Below are 18475 nucleotides of genomic sequence, written 5' to 3'. Positions count from 1 at the left end.
ATCATCATGAAGCAGACCATCGCCAAGCAACTCGTCCGCGAGCTCGAACGCCGCGGCGTCGAATACCTTTTCGGCCTGTGCGGCCACACCAACATCGCCGTGATCGCCGCGCTCGACGGCGCCAAGGTCAAGTTCATGAACACGCGCCACGAGCAGGTCGCCGCCCACATGGCCGACGGCTACGCGCGGGCCAAGAAGAAGACGGCCGTGCTGCTGTCGCACCTCGGCCCCGGCCTGACCAACGCGGCCACCGGCGTGGCGAACGCGGCCCTCGATTCGATCCCGATGGTGGTGATCGCCGGCGACATCCCGACGCATTATTACGGCAAGCATCCGCACCAGGAAGTGAACCTGCATGCCGACGCGGCGCAGAACGAGATCTACCGCCCGTTCGTCAAGCGCGCCTGGCGCGTCGACCGGCCGGACATGTTCGCGCAGATCCTCGACAAGGCGTTCCAGCTGGCCGAAAGCGGCCGCCCGGGCCCGGTGCTGGTGTCGGTGCCGATGGACATCTTCTCGGCCGAGGTCGATACGCAGCAGTTCGAGCGGCTGAGCCACCACACGCCGCATCTGCTCAAGCCCTCGCTCGACGAGGTCGTCGCCGAGAAGATCGTGCGCACCATCGCCGATGCGAAGAACCCGGTGATCTACGCCGGCGGCGGCATCCTGCTGGCCGACGCGGCGCAGGAGCTGCGCCAGCTGGCCGAGCATTTCTCGCTGCCGGTGGCGCACAGCCTCATGGGCAAGGGCGCGCTGCCGGACGACCATCCGCTCGTGCTGGGCATGACGGGGTTCTGGGGCACACGGTTCGTCAACGACAAGTGCCTGGGCGCCGACTGGGTGGTCGGCCTGGGTACGAGCTTCCGCGAGGCCGACTGCAGCTCCTGGGAGCCGGAGTACACCTTCAGCTTCCCGCCGTCGAAGCTGATCCATATCGACATCGATCCGAACGAGATCGGGCGCAACTTCCCCACCGAGATCGGCGTCGTCACCGACCTGAAGCAGGCGCTGGTGGTGCTCAACCGCGTGGCGCGCCGCCTCTATCCCGAAGGCCGCAAGAACGAAGCCCTGGTCAAGGAGATCGCGCAGTACCACTCGGACTTCGTCAAGGGCAACGAGAAGCTCGCGCAGAACGACGCCTATCCCATGCAGCCCGAGCGCATCCTGGCCGCGGTGCGCCGCGTGCTGCCGCGCGACGCGATCATCACGACCGACGTGGGCTGGAACAAGAACGGCGTGGGCCAGCAGTTCCCGATCTACACGCCCGGCAGCATCCTGACGCCCGGCGGCTTTGCAACCATGGGTTTCGGCGCGCCGGCCGCGCTCGGCGCCAAGCTGGCCTGTCCGGACAAGGTGGTCGTGGCGCTGGTCGGTGATGGCGGCTTCGGCCAGAACCCCGCCATGCTGGCGACCGCCGTGGAAAGCGACATCGCCGTGGTGTGGGTGGTGATGAACAACCACGCCTTCGGCACCATCGCGGGACTGGAGAAGGCCCACTACGACACCACCTTCGGCACGGTGTTCACCAAGGACGGCAAGCCCTACTCGCCGGACTTCGCCGCCATCGCCCGCGCCTACGGCGCCGAAGGCGTCAAGGTCGAGTCGGCCGCCGGGTTCGAAACCGTGCTGCAACAGGCGATCGGCGCGGGCAAGCCGTTCGTCATCGATGTTTCGATGCTGAACAACCCGGTGCCCACCGCCGGCCACTGGAACATCAACGACATCTATTCGCCGGGCAAGAAGGTGTCCCATGCCTCGACCGATTGAAGCCCGGCAGGGAGCCCGCCGTCTGCGCGGGTTCACGCTGCTCGAACTGCTGGTGGTGATGGTCATCATCGGCCTGCTCGCGGCGTACGTCGCGCCGCGCTACTTCTCGCAGGTCGGCAAGTCGGAGGTGCGCAGCGCCCAGGCGCAGATCGACGGTCTGCGCAAGGCGCTAGACACCTACCGGCTCGACACCGGCGCCTACCCGACGACCGAGCAGGGGCTCGCCGCGCTGAACGCGCGGCCGGCCAACACGGCGAAGTGGAGCGGCCCCTATCTGCAGCGCCCGGTGCCGCTCGACCCGTGGGGCAAGCCGTACCAGTACAAGGCGCCCGGCGCCCACGACGAGTTCGATCTGTTCTCCTTCGGCAAGGACGGACAGCCCGGCGGCACCGGCGACGCGGCCGACATCACCAGCTGGGAATAGGACACATGCGCTTCGATGTGCGCGCTCTGGACGGGCAGCGGCGGGTTGTCTCGCTGTCGCTCGACGCCGCCGACGCCGCCTCGGCGACAGCGCAGGCGCAGGCCCAGGGGCTTGCGGTGCTGTCGGCGAAGAAGCGCGCCGACGCGGGCGCCGCCTTCGGCCAGCTGATGAAGCAGAATTTCCCGCTGCTGCAGTTCACGCAGGAGCTGGTCGCCCTGCTGCGCGCCGGTCTCTCGCTGCCGGAGACGCTCGAAGTGATGGTCGAGAAGGAAACCCGCGCCGAGGCCCGGCAGGTGTTCGAGCAGATCCGCGGCGCGCTCTACGAGGGCCGCTCGTTCTCCCAGGCGCTGCAGGGCAACGCGCGCCACTTCCCCGAGCTGTACATCGCCACCGTGCGCGCCTCGGAGCGCACGGGCGACCTGCCCGAGGCGCTGATGCGCTTCATCGAATACAAGGAACGGCTCGACCTGGTGCGCAAGAAGGTCGTCTCGGCCTCGATCTATCCGGTGGTGCTGCTCGCGGTGGGCGCGCTCGTCACGCTGTTCCTGCTCGGCTACGTGGTGCCGCGCTTCTCGGAGATCTACGCTGAGTCGGGGCGCGAGCTGCCGTGGCTGTCGCAGTTGCTCATCGACTGGGGCCGCATGATCAACAAGCACAGCATGGCGGTCGGCGCCGTGGCGCTGGTGCTGCTGGCGTTGATCGTCGCTTCGGCGCGGCGCATCCCTGCCCTGTTCGGGCGGCTGATGCGGCGCATTCCGGCGGCGCGGCGGCGCCTGCTGGTCTACCACCTGGCGCGCTTCTACCGCACGCTGGCAATGCTGCTGCGCGGCGGCATCCCGATGGTTCCGGCGCTGGGCATGCTGGCGACGCTGCTGCCGGAGGACCTGCGGGCGCAACTGCTGGCGGCCACGCAGCGCATCCGCGAGGGCGTCGCCACGTCGCAGGCGATGGGCGAGACCGGCCTGACGACACCGGTTGCCGCGCGCATGCTGCGCGTGGGCGAGCGCAGCGGGGACATGGCCACGATGATGGACCGCATCGCCGCCTTCCACGACGAGGAGCTGGCGCGCTGGGTCGACTGGTTCACCAAGCTGTTCGAGCCCCTGCTGATGGCGCTGATAGGCGTGGTGATCGGCGGCATCGTGGTGATGATGTACATGCCGATCTTCGAACTCGCCGGGAGCCTGAATTGACGATCGCCGCAGACCTGTTCGCGCAGGCGCGGCGCCTCGCGCCAAGCCGCGGCCACACGATCGTGGCGACGCTCGAGGAGCTCGCGGGCCTGGAGCCCGAGGCCTTCACGCAGGAGCTTGCGCAGTCGCTGCGCCTGCCCTGCGCAAGCATCCAGGACCTGCACCGTTGGACGCCGGCTTTCGAACTGCTGCCGTTCTCCGACTGCATGGCCGCGCAGCTGATCGCGCTGACCGACGACGAAGGTGCGCTGCGCCTGGTGACCGGCGACCCGTTCCGCGAGGACAGCGCCGCCGCCGCCGAAGACCGCATCGAGCAGGCCGGGCAGGCGGCGCAGCTCACGCTGGCACACCATGCCGACGTGGCCGCCTACCTCGCACGCCACGAGGAGGGCCTGTCGGCAATGGCCAGCCTGCCGGCGGACGTGCGCGGCACGCGCGAGCGGGACGTCGACGTGGAAGCCCTGTCGTTCCAGAGCATCACCGAGGACTCCAGCCCGGTGGTGCGGCTGGTGCGCTCGACGCTCTATGACGCGCTCAAGGCCGACGTCTCGGACATCCACCTCGAGACCGGATCGCACGGCCTGGCGATCAAGTACCGCATCGACGGCGTGCTGGTGGCCATCGGCACCGTCGGCGACGCCGAGGTGGCCGAGCAGGCCATCTCGCGCATCAAGGTGATGGCCCAGCTCGACATCGCCGAGCGCCGCGTGCCGCAGGACGGCCGCTTCACCGTCGGCGTGCGCGGGCGCGAGATCGACTTCCGCGTCTCGATCATGCCCTCGACCATGGGCGAGGACGCGGTGCTGCGTATTCTCGACAAGCAGCGCCTGGCCGACGCGGCGCGCGGGCTCACGCTCGACTCGCTCGGCTTCTCCGAACCCGACCGCGTGCTGATCCGCAAGCTCGGGCGCGAGCCCTACGGCATGCTGCTGGTGACCGGCCCGACCGGCTCGGGCAAGACCACCACGCTGTACGCGACACTGACCGAGACGCACGACGGGCGCGACAAGGTCATCACGATCGAGGACCCGGTCGAATACCAGCTGGCCGGCGTGTTGCAGATCCCGGTCAACGAGCGCAAGGGCCTGACCTTCGCGCGCGGCCTGCGCTCGATCCTGCGGCACGACCCGGACCGCGTGATGGTCGGCGAGATCCGCGACGCCGAGACGGCGCAGATCGCGGTGCAGGCGGCGCTGACCGGCCACCTCGTGTTCACCACGGTCCACGCGAACAACGTGTTCGACGTGCTCGGCCGGTTCACGCACATGGAGGTCGATCCGTACAGCTTCGCCGCGGCGCTCAACGGCATCGTCGCGCAGCGGCTGGTGCGGCTGAACTGCCCGAATTGCAGCGTGCCGGCGGCGCCGACCGAGGAGCTTCTGAGCGAGTCGGGCATTCCGCTGCAGCAGGCCGCGGGCTTCCGCTTCATGGCCGGCCAGGGCTGCGGGCAGTGCCGCAGCACGGGCTTCAAGGGGCGGCGCGCCATTGCCGAAATCATGATCCTGACCGACGAGCTGCGCGAAATGATCGTGGCGCGCGAGCCGATCCGCAATCTCAAGGAGGCCGCGCGCCGCGGCGGCACGCGCTTCCTGCGCGATGCGGCGGTCGAGCTGGTTCAGGACGGTCTCACGAGCCTGGAGGAAATCAACCGTGTCACCTTCGTGGCGTGATCGCGTCGAAGTCTTCGTCGGGGCGCGGGAGCTGCGCCTGGCGGTGTCGCCGCGCGGCTGGCGCGCACGCGAATCGGTGCGCATCGTGCGCGAAACGCAGGATGCGGCCGCCGACCTCGCGGCGGCACTGGCCGAGTCGGCGCATCGCGGTTGCGATGTGCGCATCGTGCTGTCGAACTTCCACGTGCGCTACGCGGCTGTCGGCGATGCCGGGCTGCTGGCCGGCGCGGCCGAGCGCGAAGCCGCCGGGCGCCAGGTGCTGCGCTCGGTGTACGGCGAGGCGGCCGATGAATGGCGCGTCGTGATGGATGCGGACAGCACCGGGGTCGCCCCGGTCGCCGGCGCGGCGCGCTCGCTGATCGACGGCTTGCGCCATGCCTGCGCCAGCGTCGGTGCCAGCCGGGTGCGGATCCAGCCGCTGCTCGCCTGCGCGATGAACGGCGCCCTGCTCGCGCTCGACAAGGACGAAATCGGCCAGGCGGGGTGGTTCGGCGTGCTCGAAGACGACCGTCTGGTGCTGGCGACGCTCGACGGCGACGGCATCCGGGCCGTGCGCGGCCTGCGCGTGCGCCAGGACGCGGGCGGCGAGATCGCGGCGCTTCTGCAACGGGCGCGGCTGCTCGATGCCGACGCCTCGGGCCGATCGATGCTGGTGCTGGCGAGCGACCGCACCGTGCCGCTGGCGCTCGGCCCGGAATCCGAACTGCGGGTGCGAACGGTTCCGCTGGACGGCACGCTGCAAAACCCGATCGGGCGCCTTGACGCCATGGAGCTCTGACGTGCGTCCCTTGCGCATGGATTTCATCGACAACCGCGTGGCGATGTCCCCGGTCGCGCTGGCCAGCCTGGCCCTGGGCGCGGTCGCGCTCATCGTCGCGGTATGGGCCTATTCGTCGGCCAGCGCCGAGCATGAAGCCCTTGCCGCCGCGGCCGACGTCGCGCCGGCGGTGGACCCGATGGCCGGCGAGAGCCAGGCCCGCCGGCGCCTGCGCGAGGCGGTCGCGAAGCGTTCGGCCAAGGTGCTGGCCAATCTCACCGTGCCCTGGCCGACGCTCTTCACCGCGCTCGAAGCCGCCGCCGGCGACGGCGTCGTGCTGACCGGGCTCATGCCCGAGGCCGAGAACCGCCGCGTGCGCATCAGCGGCGAGGCGCGCCACTTCCAGGACATCCCGATGTACACCAAGAAGCTGCTCGGGACCGGCGCCTTCGCCAACGTGCTGCTTCTGTCGCACGACACGCTCGACAACCGCCGCATCGCCTTCACGCTGCAGGCGGACTGGACGGAGGCCGCCGCGCCATGATGAACAGGATCGACCTCGCCGCGGCGCGCCAGTGGCTGGTGCGCCACCGCGACGTCTGGCCCCACGCCGCCGGCGCGCTGCTGCTGGTGGCCGCCGCGCTGCTGTGGGCCACCGCCCTGCGCCCGCTGTCGGCCGACAACGACCGCCTGCGCGAACTGGTGGCCGAAGCGGCGCACCGCCCGCGCGCCGCCGTCGCGCCGAGCCCGGCGGAACAGTTCAGCGCCCTGGAGGCCAGCCTTGCGCGTCCGGACGACGCCGTGAGCATGGTGTCGGTGATCTACCGGCTGGGCATCGCCAACGGCCTGCAGATTCCCACCGGCGAGTACCAGCTCGAGCGCGTGCCTGACGACCGCATGCAGCGCTACCGCCTCAACCTGCCCGCCAACGGCAGCTATCCGCAGATCCGCGCCTTCATCCTCCAGGCGCTGCAGACGCTGCCGATCGCCGTCGACGACATCCAGGTGCGGCGCGAGTCGACCAGCGACAAGCTGCGGGTGCGGCTGCGCCTGTCCCTCTACATGCTTCCCGCCTGAGCCATGAAGATCACCGCCAAGGTTCGATGGAGCTTGTACGCAGTCGCCGGACTGGCAACCGCGGCGGCGATGTGGCTGGTCAATCCGCGCGACGGAGACAACACCGTCATGCCGGTGCGCGCATCCTCGTCGTCCGGGCGACCCGCCCCGACCGCGGACGCCACGGCCGAGCGCCCCACGCCGGCGACCAGCGACGCGATCGCGCGGCTCAAGCGGCAGATCGCTGCGGCCATCGGCCACGACGGCATCGATCCCTTCCGCGACGGACCGACCGCCGAAGAGTTGCGCGCCGCTGCCGCGGCGCAGGCGGCGGCGGTGGCGGCGCAGGCCGTGGCGTCGGCCCAGCAGGAGCGCGCCGAAGCGGCCGCCCCGCTGCCGCCGCCCCCGCCGCCGGTGCCGCCCTTCCGCTACCTGGGGCACTGGAAGGACCAGGGCCGCACGCTGGCGTTCCTGCAGTCGGGCGACCGCGTCGTCGAGGTCCGGGGCCCTGGCCCGGTGGACGGCGGTCCGTGGACGGTCGTCAAGCTCGGCGACGACCTGGTGACGCTGCACATGCCCAAGGGGCCGACCCACACCCTGTCGTTCGACGCGCCGGGCAGCGATGCACCCGCGGCCGCCGTGGCAGGAGGCACACCCGCCCCGGCACCCGCGCCGGGTGCTCCCGCCACGCTTGCGCGGGCCGCCCAGTCCACCACGCCCGCCCAAGGAACGCCTCCCGGTTCCGCCGGCCCCGAACACGCTCCCGGCTGGGAAGAAAACTAAGTGACGCCCGAATGATCCCCCCACAAAAGTTCGCCCGCTGCCGCGTCTCGCTGGCCACCATCGCCCTGGCCCTGCTTGCCGGCTGCGCCACCGGGCCCGACCGCACGCGCTCCGATGAAGGCGCGCGCCTGATCGCCGAAGGCCGGCTCGAGGAAGGCCTTGCCCTGATGGAGCAGAACGTCAAGGCCCACCCGCGCGACCGCGAGCTCTATACCGAGTACCAGGTGCAGCGCAACAGCACCGTCCACCTGCTCATGCGCGACGCCGACCGCATGCGGTCGCTCGACAACCTCGACGCCGCCGAGGCGGACTACCGCATCATCCTGCGCATCGATCCGCAGTCGGACCAGGGCCGCTCGGGGCTGGATGCCGTCAGCCGCGCCCGCGTGCAGAACTCGCGCATGCGCGAAGGCCAGGCCGCGCTGCAGGCCGGCGACCTGGTGCGCGCCGAGCAGGTGGCCCGGCTCGTCCTGTCCGAAGAGCCGAACAACCGGGACGCCCGCGCGCTGGCGAAGGCCGTGACGGCGCGGCAGCCCGACGACGCCACGCCGGCGCGCCTGCGCGAGGCCTTCAAGCGCCCGGTGACGCTGGAGCTGCGCGACGCGCCGCTGGCGACCATCTTCAGCATCCTGTCGAAGACCGCCGAGGTGAACTTCGTGCTGGACCGCGACGTCAAGTCCGACGCGCGCACCAGCATCTTCGTGCGCGACTGCTCGATCGAGGACGTGCTCAAGATCCTGCTGATGACCAATCAGCTCAACCGCAAGGTGCTCAATGACAACTCGCTGCTGATCTACCCCGCCACGCAGGCCAAGCAGCGCGAGCACCAGGAGCTGGTCATGCGCAGCTTCTACGTGGCCAACGCGGAGGCCAAGCAGACCGCCGCGATGATCAAGGCGATGGTCAAGACCAAGGACATCTTCGTCGACGACAAGCTCAACCTGGTGATCATGCGCGACACGCCCGAGGCCGTGCACCTGGCCGAACAGCTGGTCGCCACGCAGGATCTGGGCGAGCCCGAAGTGATGCTCGACCTGGAAGTGCTCGAAGTGTCCTCCTCGCTCGCCCAGACCCTGGGCGTGGAGTACCCGACGTCGATCGGCGTCTACGGCACGGACGCTGCCGGCGTCATCGCCGACCAGGTCCAGCTCAATGGCGACGGCAAGACCACCAAGCTGCGCGCCTTCACGTCCAACCCGCTGATGCTGCTGAACCTGTCGAAGACCGACGGCAGCAGCAACATCCTGGCCAACCCGCGCATCCGCGTGAAGAACCGCGAGAAGGCGCACGTCCACATCGGCGAACGCGTGCCGGTGATCACGACGACGTCGACGGCCAACGTGGGCGTGTCGTCGTCGGTGAACTACCTGGAGACCGGTCTCAAGCTCGACGTGGAGCCGAACGTGTTCCTCGACCAGGACGTGGCGATCAAGGTGGAGCTGGAGGTGTCGAACATTCTCGAACAGCTCAACGTGTCCGGCACCGTGGCCTACCGCCTGGGCACGCGCAACGCCGCCACCACGCTGCGGCTGCGCGATGGCGAGACGCAGGTGCTCGCCGGCCTGATCGACAACGAGGACCGCAAGAACAACACCGGCGTGCCCGGCGCGAGCGACCTGCCGATGCTCGGCCGCCTGTTCCGCAACGAAGGCACCAACGGCGCCAAGTCGGAAATCGTGCTGCTGGTGACGCCGCACATCGTGCGCAACGTGATGCGGTCCGAGCTGGTGCGGGCGCAGTTCCCCGCCGGCACCGACGCCGTGCCGGGCGCGGCGCCGCTGCGGGTGGGCAGGATGAACCGGCTGGAGATCAGCGCCGGCGGCGACGCGCCCACGCTGGCGCCGGCCAAGCCGGGTGCGGCTGCGGCGAGCCAGCAGGCGCTGGAGGTCGCCGTCAGCGCGCCGCCGGAAGTGAAGGTCGGCGACACCGTCACGCTGGACCTGAAGCTGCCCGAAGGCACGACCGCCGCGACCGCGAAGGTGCAGGTCAACTACGACCCGGCCGTGCTCAAGCCGGTGGGCGCCGCGCCCGAAGCCGGCGCCGAACAGGGGCAGCTGACGGTCGGCCTTTCGACCTCCGGCATTGCCGGCGGGGAGCCGCCGCGCCCGGCGTCGGTGCGGTTCCAGGTGCTTTCCAAGAAGCCGACGAGCACCGACATCGACATGCTCGTCGTCGAGTCCAACGCGCGGGTGTCGGTGCCGCGCACCTTCAGCCTTTCGGTGATCCAGTGAGAACGCGCGGTTTCACGCTGATCGAGCTGCTGGTCACGCTGGCCATCCTGGGGCTGCTGGCGACCGCCGCGGCACCGATGGCGGAGTTGACCGCGCGGCGCGTCAGGGAAACCGAACTGCGCCACGCGCTGCGCGAGATCCGCACCGCCATCGACGCCTACAAGCAGGCCGGCGAGGAAGGCCGCATCGCCCGCGCCGCGGACGCCACGGGCTACCCGGCCTCGCTCAGGCAGCTGGTGGACGGCGTGCCGCAGGAGAACGATGCCGCCAAGCGGCGCATCTACTTCCTGCGCCGCGTGCCGCCCGATCCGTTCTACGTCGGCCCCGCCGTCAGCCGCCCCGAGGACACCTGGGGGCTGCGCGCCTATTCCTCGCCGCCGGACCGCCCCCAATCGGGCAAGGATGTGTTCGATGTCTACTCGACGTCCCAGGCCATCGGCCTCAACGGCACGCCCTACAGCCAGTGGTAGCCCCACCATGCGCAGAACACACGGCTTCACGCTGATCGAGCTGCTGGTCGTGATGGCCATCATCGCCACGCTGCTGTCGGTGGCGCTGCCGCGCTACTTCGGATCGCTCGAGCACGCCAAGGAGGCCACGCTCAAGCAATCGCTGGTGGTCATGCGCGACGCCATCGGCCAGTACTACGCCGACAAGGGCCGCTACCCCGAGCAGCTCGAGGACCTGGCAACGCAGCGCTACCTGCGCGAAGTGCCGGTCGACCCGTTCACCGGCTCGCGCGACACGTGGCAGATCCAGCAGCCGCCGTCGGATTCCGCCAACCCCACCGGCAACGTGTACGACATCCACAGCGGCGCGCAAGGACGCACCAGCGATGGCATCACCGACTTTTCGGCCCTGTAGGCCCGGGCAGCGCGGCCAGGCGGGCTACACCTACATCGGCCTGATGTTCCTGGTCGCGGTCATGGGCATCACGCTTGCTGCCGCGGGCATGGTCTGGCGCACCCAGGCGCAGCGCGAGCACGAAGCGGAGCTGCTGTTCATCGGCCGCCAGTTCACCGCTGCGATCGCCCGCTACTACGAAAACACGCCGGTCGGCCAGCGCCCGGGCTTTCCGGCCAAGCTCGAAGACCTGCTGGACGACCGCCGCTGGCCGGTGCCCAGGCGGCACCTGCGCCGGATCTTCATCGACCCCATGACGGCAAGCACCGAATGGGGGCTGGTGCGCACGCCGGCGCCGGACAACCGCATCATGGGCGTCTACAGCCTGTCGAAGGAGACCCCGTTGAAGCGGACCGGTTTCGGCTGGCCGTACGACGCCGGGGACATCGCGGACATCACGGCGGCGCTGACCTACCAGGACTGGCGCTTCATCTACGTGGCGCCCGGCGACAGAGGGAACTGATTCCCCGCCTTACCGAACCCGAAAGAAAGAACACGCATGAAACCGATCTTCCCGTTGCGCAAGTCGTTGCTGGTGCTGGCTCTGTGCCTTCCCGTGGCGGCCGTCCAGGCCCTGGCCGGGGTCGACGACGAGGGCGAGATCAGTAGCGGCGCCGGCGAAGACGTGCGCTACAACGGCGTGTGGAACGTCCGCTTCGACGGCGGCGGCAGCGCCGTACTGGTGTTTTCGCCCCAGGGAGAGTCGTGGCTCGAGAAGGGCCGCCCCGGCATGCCGAAGGTCTGCCAGGGCAAGCCCCTGCCCATGACGATCCAGGGCGGCACGGACAAGGGCGTCCAGTTCACCGTCTTCGCATCGCCCATCGACAAGTCCTGCCCGGACGTCACCTATATCTTCAGGGTGGTTCCCGGCGCCAAGGTCCAGACGCTCAAGGCCAGGCTCGAGGGCGGCGGCGCCGCGACGATGACGCTGGCGCCCGCCAGCCAGGGCAAGCCGCACTGAGTCGCAAGCCCGCTGGCGTCTGCCCGGTTGCCGCCGAGCGGCGGCGGGCCGGGCAAGGGGCCCCGCGCAGTAAGCGCGGGGCCGTTCACTCGCTCAGTACACCGTCACCTTGCCCGTGGAGAGCGGGTTCTTGCAGTCGTTGTAGTAGAAGTCGCCCTTCTTGTTGAAGGTGTACGCGAACGACTCGCCCGGCTGCAGGTGCGGGTCGAACAGGCCTTCGAAGAACTGCGTGGCGCAGTACTCGCGGCTGTTGCCCTCGGGGTTGGTGAACGTCACCGTGGTGCCCAGCGGCACGCGCAGGTTGTTCGGGTAGTTGCCCGCCGTCTGCGTCAACGTGGCTTCGGCGCTCGTCGCCGTGGTGCGACCCAGCAGCACGATGTTGTTGACGGTCGAGCCCTCGGTGGCCGTGCCGCCCACGCCGCGGCGCGTGTCGATCGGTGCCGGAGCCGCCGCCTGCGCCACCGTGCCGCCGAGCTTGAAGGCCCACAGCTTGTCGCCGCGCGTGACCTGGTTGCCGTAGGGAATGCCGGTGCCGCCCGCGTAGATGGCAACGTACTGCTCGCCGTCGATCTCGTACGAGACCGGACTGGCGCTGATGCCCGCACCAGTCTGGAAGCGCCACAGTTCCTTGCCGTTCTTGGCGTTGAGCGCCAGCAGGTTGCCGTCGGGCATGCCGATGAAGCCGACGTTGCCCGCGGTGCTCAGGAAGCCGTTGCCGTGCGCCAGGTCATAGGGCTCCGGAACACGCCACTCGACTTCGTTGGTGCTGGCATTGACCGCCACGATGCCGCCGGACTGGTATTGGCCGATGGCGCGCTGGCCGTTGGAGCCCGCTTCCGTGTAGTGCGCAGCGGGGCTGACCGCGTAGCCGGTGTAGAACAGACCCGTCTTCGGGCTGAAGGACTGGGCGTTCCAGTTGGCGCCGCCGTTGTGGCTCGGCGTCGTCAGGATCGGCTTCTTTTCGCCCAGGTTCTGCATCCAGAAGGCGTCGTACATGCAACCCTGCGCATAGTTGGGAACCGCGCGGTTCGGGTTGCCGGGGATCGGGCCGCCGAGGTCGGACGGCGCAACGCAATCCTCCAGGTAGCCGCCCTGGTTCGGGTACGGCTGGGTCGCCCAGGTGAGCTGCCGCTCGTCCTGCGGTACGGGGCGCTCGGTGATGCCCAGGGGCGCTTCGCCGGTCTTGCGGTCGAGGATGAAGTACATGCCCGACTTGCTGCCGTAGGCCAGCACCTTGCGGTCGGCGCCGTAGATCTTCACGTCGGCGAACACGGGCGCCATCACGTTGTCCATGTCCCAGATGCCGTGGTGGACGGACTGGAAGTGCCATTTGTACTGGCCGGTCTTGGCGTCCAGCGCAACGATCGAACTGGTGTAGAGGTTGGTGCCCTGGCGGGTCGCGCCGTTCTGCGAGGAGCCGCAGCTGCGCGCATTGCCGAAGGTGTAGTACACCATGCCCAGCTCGAGGTCGACCGCCGGGTGCATCCACGGTGCACCGCCGCCCACGCGGGCGCACGCCTCGGCGGCCACGGGGTCGCTGCCCCAGGTGGGGATGACGCCGGTCGGGTCGTCGCCGTTGCGCGGCGTGCTGTAGAAGTGCCACTTCTCGGCGCCGGTCTTGGCGTCGAACGCCAGGGCGGTGCCGACGCTGCCGTCGTTCGAGCCCGCGTACACCACGCCGTCGGCGTACACCACCGCCGCCTTCTGGACGGTGCCGTAGTCGGCCTTGGCCTTGACCTTCCAGATTTCCGCGCCGGTTTCCTCGTCGACCGCGGTCAGGTAGCCGCTGGCGATGGTGAACACCTTGCCGTCGCCGACGGCCGCGCCGCGACGCACGCCGGTGCCGCCGAGGTTGTAGGTCCACTTGATGGCGCCGGTCTTGCCGTCGATGGCATGGAGGTGGCCCTGGGCGGTCTCCATGAAGATCACGCCCTTGGAGACGATGGGCGAGCTCTGGTTGTCGCCGGTCGTGGCGCCGCCTTCGAGGTTGACCTGCCACACCGCGCCGAGCTGGCTGACGTTGTCCTTGTTGATCTGGGCCAGCACGCTGTAGTTCTGGTTACCCAGGTTGCCGCCGACCTTGGGATGGTCCTTGACCGCGTCCTTGACCGCCTGCTTGGCCGCGGCGGCGTCGACGGTGCCCTGCGCCTTCACTTCGGCCTTGTCTCCCTTGGCGTCGAGCATGAGCGCGTCCTTCTTCGCCTGCGCTGCGGCGATCAGGTCCGCCTTCTGCAGCTGGGCGTCCGCCACCGCGGCCGCCTTGGCTGCCGAGTTCGGGTAGCTGGCGGCCCTGGCGGCCGCGACCAGCGCGTCGCCATCGGTCTTGGCGGCGGCGACGAGCGCGTCGCCCTCGGCCTTGGCGGCATCCACGAGCGCCTGGCCGTCGGCCCTTGCCTGTGCCTTGACGGCCTGCGCGGCGGCCTGGGCCTCGGCATTGACATTGGCAGCCAGCGCAGAAGCGCCGGCCATGCCCATCACCGCTGCCGCGATCGCGAGCGTGATCGGGGAGAGTTTCTTCATGTTGTATCCCTCGGGAGGAAAAGAGTTATGGAGGTGCGGGGCGCTGGGGAACGTCAGTCCCTTGTCTGGTCAGACGCCGCGACACGAACACCGGCAGGGACGCCGGCAACGACAACGAACCGGGTGGGAAGCCTGGCCTGTGGCTTCGGATGTCTCCTTGTTTTTCTTTGGAACCGACGGGGCGGATTGCCGGATGGGTTGCGTTCTCTTAGATAGAACGTCATTCCATTTCAGAATTCTAGACGCGGAAGCCCGCGCGACAACTAGGGTTGTCACCAGAGCGGGCGTTTTTGTGGGGGAGCGGAGATGAAGCAGGCGGCCGGAGGCCGCCGCGAAATGCCTGCCGGGGGAAGGCGCTGGCTGGTTAGGAGGTCTTCTGCCTGCGCACCAGTTTCATGGTGGCCGGACCATTGCCCCTGGCCGTGGCCTTCAAGGTCTTGGCGGTGGCGTCGACGGGATTGAACCGGTAGCTGATGTTGGGGCACTTGGGATCGACCGTCGAGGCGAAGACGGTGAACGACAGGCCCAGGTCCGGATGGGTGAGCTGCACCGTCAACGGCAGCTTCTTGCCCTGGCAGACGGCCGGCATCTTCGAGCGCCCTTTCTCGGTCCAGAAGCCGTCCCAGTCGCGCAGGTCGAGCACGGCGGTGCCGCCATGCTCGAAGCGGACGTTCCACACGCCGGCGAACACGGGCGCGTCGTCCTTTCTGTCGCTGCCGTGGGAAGGCGCCTGCCTGTCGCCTCCGTCGCCGTTGATGTCTTCGTCGTGGTCGTGCTGTGCGAACACGGCGGCCGGCAGGCACAGGGCCAGCAGCAGGAGGGATTTGCGCAGAGTAATGAAGGGCATGGTCGGTCGCGTTCTCTCAGTCAGAACTTGGTTTCAAAATGAGCCGCGAAGGTACGGGACGCGCCTGCGCGCGTCAACGGGGACGATCCGAAGTCGCACGAAGTACTCAAAAAAGGGGTTTTCCCTCGTGCACACAAAATCAGAACATAGTTATGCTGCGCGGAACGAAACGAAACGTAGCGCCCAAAGTCCGTCGCCCGTTCCCACCAAGACACATTCATCCAACCAAGCGATCCATCGCCATCTGAGGAGCCACCATGAAACGCCTGTTCTTCCGCACCACCCTGTGCGCCGCCCTGCTCGCCTTTGGCGCTGCGGCCTCACACGCGCAGGACATCAAGGAACGCACGATCAAGTTCGGCCACATCAACAACACCGACCACCCGGTGAGCCTGGGCGAGCACAAGTTCGCAGAACTGGTGGCTGCCAAGAGCGGCGGCAAGATGAAGGTACAGGAGTACCCGGCCTCGCAACTGGGCAACGAATTTCAGCAGCAGTCTGCGCTACAGGGAGGCGTGCAGGAAATGAGCACGCCGGCGACGACGTCGCTTGCAGGCATCGTCAAGGAGTTCGGCCTGATCGACTTCCCGTTCGCCGTGTCCACCTTCGAGCAAGCCGACGCGCTGCTCGACGGCCCGCTGGGGCAGGCGCTGATCGCCAAGCTGCCCGAGAAGGGCCTGGTCGCCCTTGGGTATTGGGACCTGGGCTTCCGCAACGCGACCAACAGCAAGCATCCGATCGCCAAGGTCGAAGACTTCGAAGGCCTCAAGCTGCGTGTGATTCCCAACCCGGTCTTCCTCGAAGCGTTCAAGTCCTTCAAGGCCAACCCCGTGCCCCTGCCTTTCGCCGAGCTCTACAACGCGCTGGAGTCGAAGGCGGTAGACGGCCAGGAGAACCCCTTCTCGGTCATCGAATCGAACAAGTTCTTCGAAGTGCAGAAGTACCTGAGCGGAACCAACCACGTCTACGCCGCCAACATCCTGCTGGTGAGCAAGAAGTTCTGGGACGGCCTGACGCCCACCGAGCAGCGCATCATGAAGGAAGCGGCCGATGAGGCGCGCAGCTACCAGCGCACCGTCAGCCGCGCAGCGGCGCAGAAGTCGTTGGCCAACCTCAAGGCCAAGGGCATGGTCTACAACGACGTCGCCCCGGCGGAGACGGACCGCATGCGCGCGCTGGTCAAGCCCGTGACCGAAAAGTTCGCGGCCAGCTACGACCCGGCCATCGTGAAGCTCTACAACGACGAACTGGCCCGCATCCGCGCCAACGCGAAGTAATCCGTCGGCACGCTTCACGTCGAACCTGCCGAAGCGCGGCGCCCCCGGCGACCAGACCTGGCCCGAACGGGCGCGGCGCAGCGCTTCACTGAATGACTTGGGGTGGGCTTTTGTCCCACCTTTCTTTTTCCCAGGTGCTTCCTCCCATGACATCCACTCTCGCGCCGCTCTCGCCCGAAGAGCGCGGTGCCGACGAACTCTGGTTCGACCGCGCCCTGCGTCGCTACTGCCGCTTCCTCGAGTACGCGATCGCCGCCTGCCTCGCCGGCATGGTGGCGCTGGTCTTCACCAACGTGATCCTGCGCTACGTGTTCAATTCCGGCCTCGACCTCGCGGAGGAGTTGTCGCGCTGGCTGTTCGTGTGGCTGACCTTCCTCGGCGCCGTAGTGGGCATGCACCGCCACGCCCACCTGGGCACCGAAGTGCTGGTCGGGCATCTCGGGCCGGCTGGGCGCAAGGTCTGCCTGGTCATCGGCTACGCGCTGATGTTCATGGTGTGCTGGCAACTGTTCAGCGGTTCCTGGACGCAGACGGTCATCAACTGGGACGTTTCCGCGCCGTCGAGCGGCTGGTCCATGGCATGGGTCTATGGCGTGGGACTGGTCTTCAGCGTATCGGCCGCGGTTGTCCTTGCGGCAGACCTCTACAAGCTGCTCACGGGTCGCGTCAGCGACGACGAACTGATCATCATCAAGGAATCGGAAGGCTGAAATGACGCTGCTGGTTTTCGTCGGCTCCCTGCTCGCCGCCATGGCGGTCGGCATCCCGATTTCCTTCGCGCTCCTGGTTTGCGGAAGCGCGCTCATGGCATACCTGCACATGCTGGATCCACAGATCCTGGCGCAGAACGTCATCAACGGTGCCAACAGCTACCCGCTGCTGGCCGTGCCCTTCTTCCTGCTTGCCGGCGAAGTGATGAACGTGGGCGGCCTGTCCAAGCGCATCGTCAACGTGGCCATGGTCATGGTCGGCCACGTCCGCGGTGGCCTGGGCTATGTCTCGATCGTCGCCGCCTGCCTGCTCGCAGCACTGTCGGGCTCAGCGATCGCCGATGCTGCTGCGCTGTCGTACCTGCTGCTGCCGATGATGGTCGCCGCCGGCCACGACAAGGCGCGCTCGGCCGGCCTGATCGCCGCGGCGGGCAGCATCGCGCCGGTATTTCCGCCGAGCATCGGCCTGGTTGTCTTCGGCGTCATTGCGAACGTCTCAATCGCCAAACTGTTCTTCGCCGGGATCTTTCCAGGCCTCATGCTGGCCGCCTCGCTGTGGATCACCTGGGGCTGGCTTGCACGCCACGAGAAGATCGAACCGCCGCCCAAGGCCAGTTGGGGCGAGCGTCTGCGTGCCATTCGCGATGCAGCCTGGGCATTGGTGATGCCATTCATCATCATCATCGGCCTGCGTATGGGGGTCTTCACCCCGACCGAGGCAGGCGTCGTCGCGGCGGTGTACGCCGTCATCGTGTCGACGTTCGTGTATCGCGAGTTCAAGTTCTCGCAGCTGCTCGAGGTGTTCATCTCGGCCGCGCGCACGACCGCGCTGATCATGTTCATCATCGCTGCATCCGCCGTGAGTGCCTGGCTGATCACCGTCGCCAACATTCCGGGACAGGTGGTGGGGCTGCTGAGCCCCCTGCTCGACAGTCCGCGCCTGCTGATGGCCTGTGTCATGGTGATAGTGATGATCGTCGGCACGGCCCTCGACATGACGCCGACGATCCTGATCCTGAGTCCGGTGCTGATGCCGCTGATCAATGCCGCGGGCATCGACCCGGTCTACTTCGGCGTGCTGTTCATCATCAACAACGCCATCGGGCTCATCACACCGCCGGTGGGCGTGGTCCTGAACACCGTGGCCGGTGTCGGCAAGGTCACCATGGACTCGGTCACGCGCGGTGTGATGCCGTTCATGGCGGTGCTATTTGTCATCATGTTCGCGATGGTCATGGTGCCCGAACTCGTGACCGTACCGGCGCACTGGTTCTACAAGTAGCTCCGCGCCCGAGCTCTCCAGGCTCCCTCGGCAGAACAGCGGCGACGCCCCATGTCCCGACGTGAGATGGGCCGTCCACCACAAACTCAGAACT

The 18475-nt window shown here is 68.2% G+C and carries 18 protein-coding genes; 16 read left to right on the top strand and 2 right to left on the bottom strand.

Features of this window, described 5'->3' with window-relative positions; all coding sequences use genetic code 11:
• Positions 1–6 precede the first annotated feature (6 nt).
• Genes VES41_RS18665 through VES41_RS18605 form a run of 13 tightly spaced genes read left to right on the top strand, consistent with a single transcriptional unit; the run spans position 7 to position 11745 of the window.
• Positions 7–1767 (top strand): thiamine pyrophosphate-binding protein, encoded by a 1761-nt coding sequence (locus VES41_RS18665; RefSeq protein ID WP_324820119.1) that lies wholly within the window; start codon positions 7–9, stop codon positions 1765–1767.
• Entirely contained in the window at positions 1751–2191 is a 441-nt protein-coding gene (gene gspG / locus VES41_RS18660) for a type II secretion system major pseudopilin GspG (protein ID WP_324820116.1), read from the top strand. The genes VES41_RS18665 and gspG overlap by 17 nt, the downstream gene beginning before the upstream one ends.
• A 5-nt stretch (positions 2192–2196) precedes the next feature.
• The gene (locus VES41_RS18655) at positions 2197–3384 is read left to right on the top strand and encodes a type II secretion system F family protein (protein ID WP_324820115.1); all 1188 of its coding nucleotides are present in this window, start codon (positions 2197–2199) and stop codon (positions 3382–3384) included.
• A 2-nt stretch (positions 3385–3386) separates the two neighbouring features.
• Positions 3387–5054, top strand: a complete 1668-nt coding sequence (locus tag VES41_RS18650; RefSeq protein ID WP_414719188.1) for a GspE/PulE family protein — start codon at positions 3387–3389, stop codon at positions 5052–5054.
• Positions 5035–5832 carry a hypothetical protein gene (locus tag VES41_RS18645; RefSeq protein WP_324820111.1) on the top strand — a complete coding sequence of 266 codons (798 nt, stop codon included), beginning with the start codon at positions 5035–5037 and terminating at the stop codon, positions 5830–5832. The genes VES41_RS18650 and VES41_RS18645 overlap by 20 nt, the downstream gene beginning before the upstream one ends.
• Before the next feature lies 1 nt (position 5833).
• Positions 5834–6355, top strand: coding sequence for a PilN domain-containing protein (locus VES41_RS18640; protein ID WP_324820109.1), 522 nt, complete (start codon positions 5834–5836; stop codon positions 6353–6355).
• The gene (locus tag VES41_RS18635) at positions 6352–6888 is read left to right on the top strand and encodes a hypothetical protein (protein ID WP_324820107.1); all 537 of its coding nucleotides are present in this window, start codon (positions 6352–6354) and stop codon (positions 6886–6888) included. Before VES41_RS18640 ends, VES41_RS18635 begins: the two co-directional genes overlap by 4 nt.
• 3 nt (positions 6889–6891) lie before the next feature.
• On the top strand, positions 6892–7650 hold the full coding sequence (locus VES41_RS18630; RefSeq protein ID WP_324820105.1) for a hypothetical protein: 759 nt from the start codon (positions 6892–6894) through the stop codon (positions 7648–7650).
• Between the two features lie 11 nt (positions 7651–7661).
• Positions 7662–9881: a secretin N-terminal domain-containing protein gene (locus VES41_RS18625; protein WP_324820103.1), complete on the top strand. Its 2220-nt coding sequence runs from the start codon at positions 7662–7664 to the stop codon at positions 9879–9881.
• Complete coding sequence (locus VES41_RS18620) at positions 9878–10351, top strand: type II secretion system protein (RefSeq protein WP_324820100.1); 474 nt, start codon at positions 9878–9880, stop codon at positions 10349–10351. The genes VES41_RS18625 and VES41_RS18620 overlap by 4 nt, the downstream gene beginning before the upstream one ends.
• A gap of 7 nt (positions 10352–10358) precedes the next feature.
• Positions 10359–10745: a type II secretion system protein gene (locus VES41_RS18615; protein ID WP_324820098.1), complete on the top strand. Its 387-nt coding sequence runs from the start codon at positions 10359–10361 to the stop codon at positions 10743–10745.
• Positions 10717–11247 (top strand): type II secretion system protein, encoded by a 531-nt coding sequence (locus VES41_RS18610; protein WP_324820096.1) that lies wholly within the window; start codon positions 10717–10719, stop codon positions 11245–11247. The genes VES41_RS18615 and VES41_RS18610 overlap by 29 nt, the downstream gene beginning before the upstream one ends.
• Before the next feature lie 36 nt (positions 11248–11283).
• Entirely contained in the window at positions 11284–11745 is a 462-nt protein-coding gene (locus tag VES41_RS18605; RefSeq protein WP_324820094.1) for a hypothetical protein, read from the top strand.
• 93 nt (positions 11746–11838) lie between these two features.
• On the opposite strand, the gene VES41_RS18600 is transcribed toward VES41_RS18605, so the two are convergent.
• Positions 11839–14265, bottom strand: a complete 2427-nt coding sequence (locus VES41_RS18600; RefSeq protein ID WP_324820092.1) for a PQQ-binding-like beta-propeller repeat protein — start codon at positions 14263–14265, stop codon at positions 11839–11841.
• Positions 14266–14629: 364 nt separating this feature from the next.
• Positions 14630–15112: a hypothetical protein gene (locus tag VES41_RS18595; protein ID WP_324820090.1), complete on the bottom strand. Its 483-nt coding sequence runs from the start codon at positions 15110–15112 to the stop codon at positions 14630–14632.
• A gap of 257 nt (positions 15113–15369) precedes the next feature.
• On the opposite strand from VES41_RS18595, the gene VES41_RS18590 reads away from it, so the two are divergent.
• From VES41_RS18590 to VES41_RS18580, 3 genes are all read left to right on the top strand, one after another.
• Positions 15370–16389, top strand: a complete 1020-nt coding sequence (locus VES41_RS18590; protein ID WP_324820088.1) for a TRAP transporter substrate-binding protein — start codon at positions 15370–15372, stop codon at positions 16387–16389.
• 146 nt (positions 16390–16535) lie between these two features.
• A complete protein-coding gene (locus tag VES41_RS18585) occupies positions 16536–17099 on the top strand; it encodes a TRAP transporter small permease (RefSeq protein ID WP_324820086.1) in 564 nt (187 codons plus the stop codon).
• Between the two features lies 1 nt (position 17100).
• The gene (locus VES41_RS18580) at positions 17101–18381 is read left to right on the top strand and encodes a TRAP transporter large permease subunit (protein ID WP_324820084.1); all 1281 of its coding nucleotides are present in this window, start codon (positions 17101–17103) and stop codon (positions 18379–18381) included.
• Positions 18382–18475: the final 94 nt, after the last annotated feature.

Origin of the sequence: Variovorax sp. (assembly GCF_035634955.1) — a bacterium.
GTDB lineage: Bacteria > Pseudomonadota > Gammaproteobacteria > Burkholderiales > Burkholderiaceae_C > Variovorax.
The sequence above is the reverse complement of the archived record's forward strand: the minus strand, read 5'-3'. Positions and strand labels throughout refer to the sequence as shown.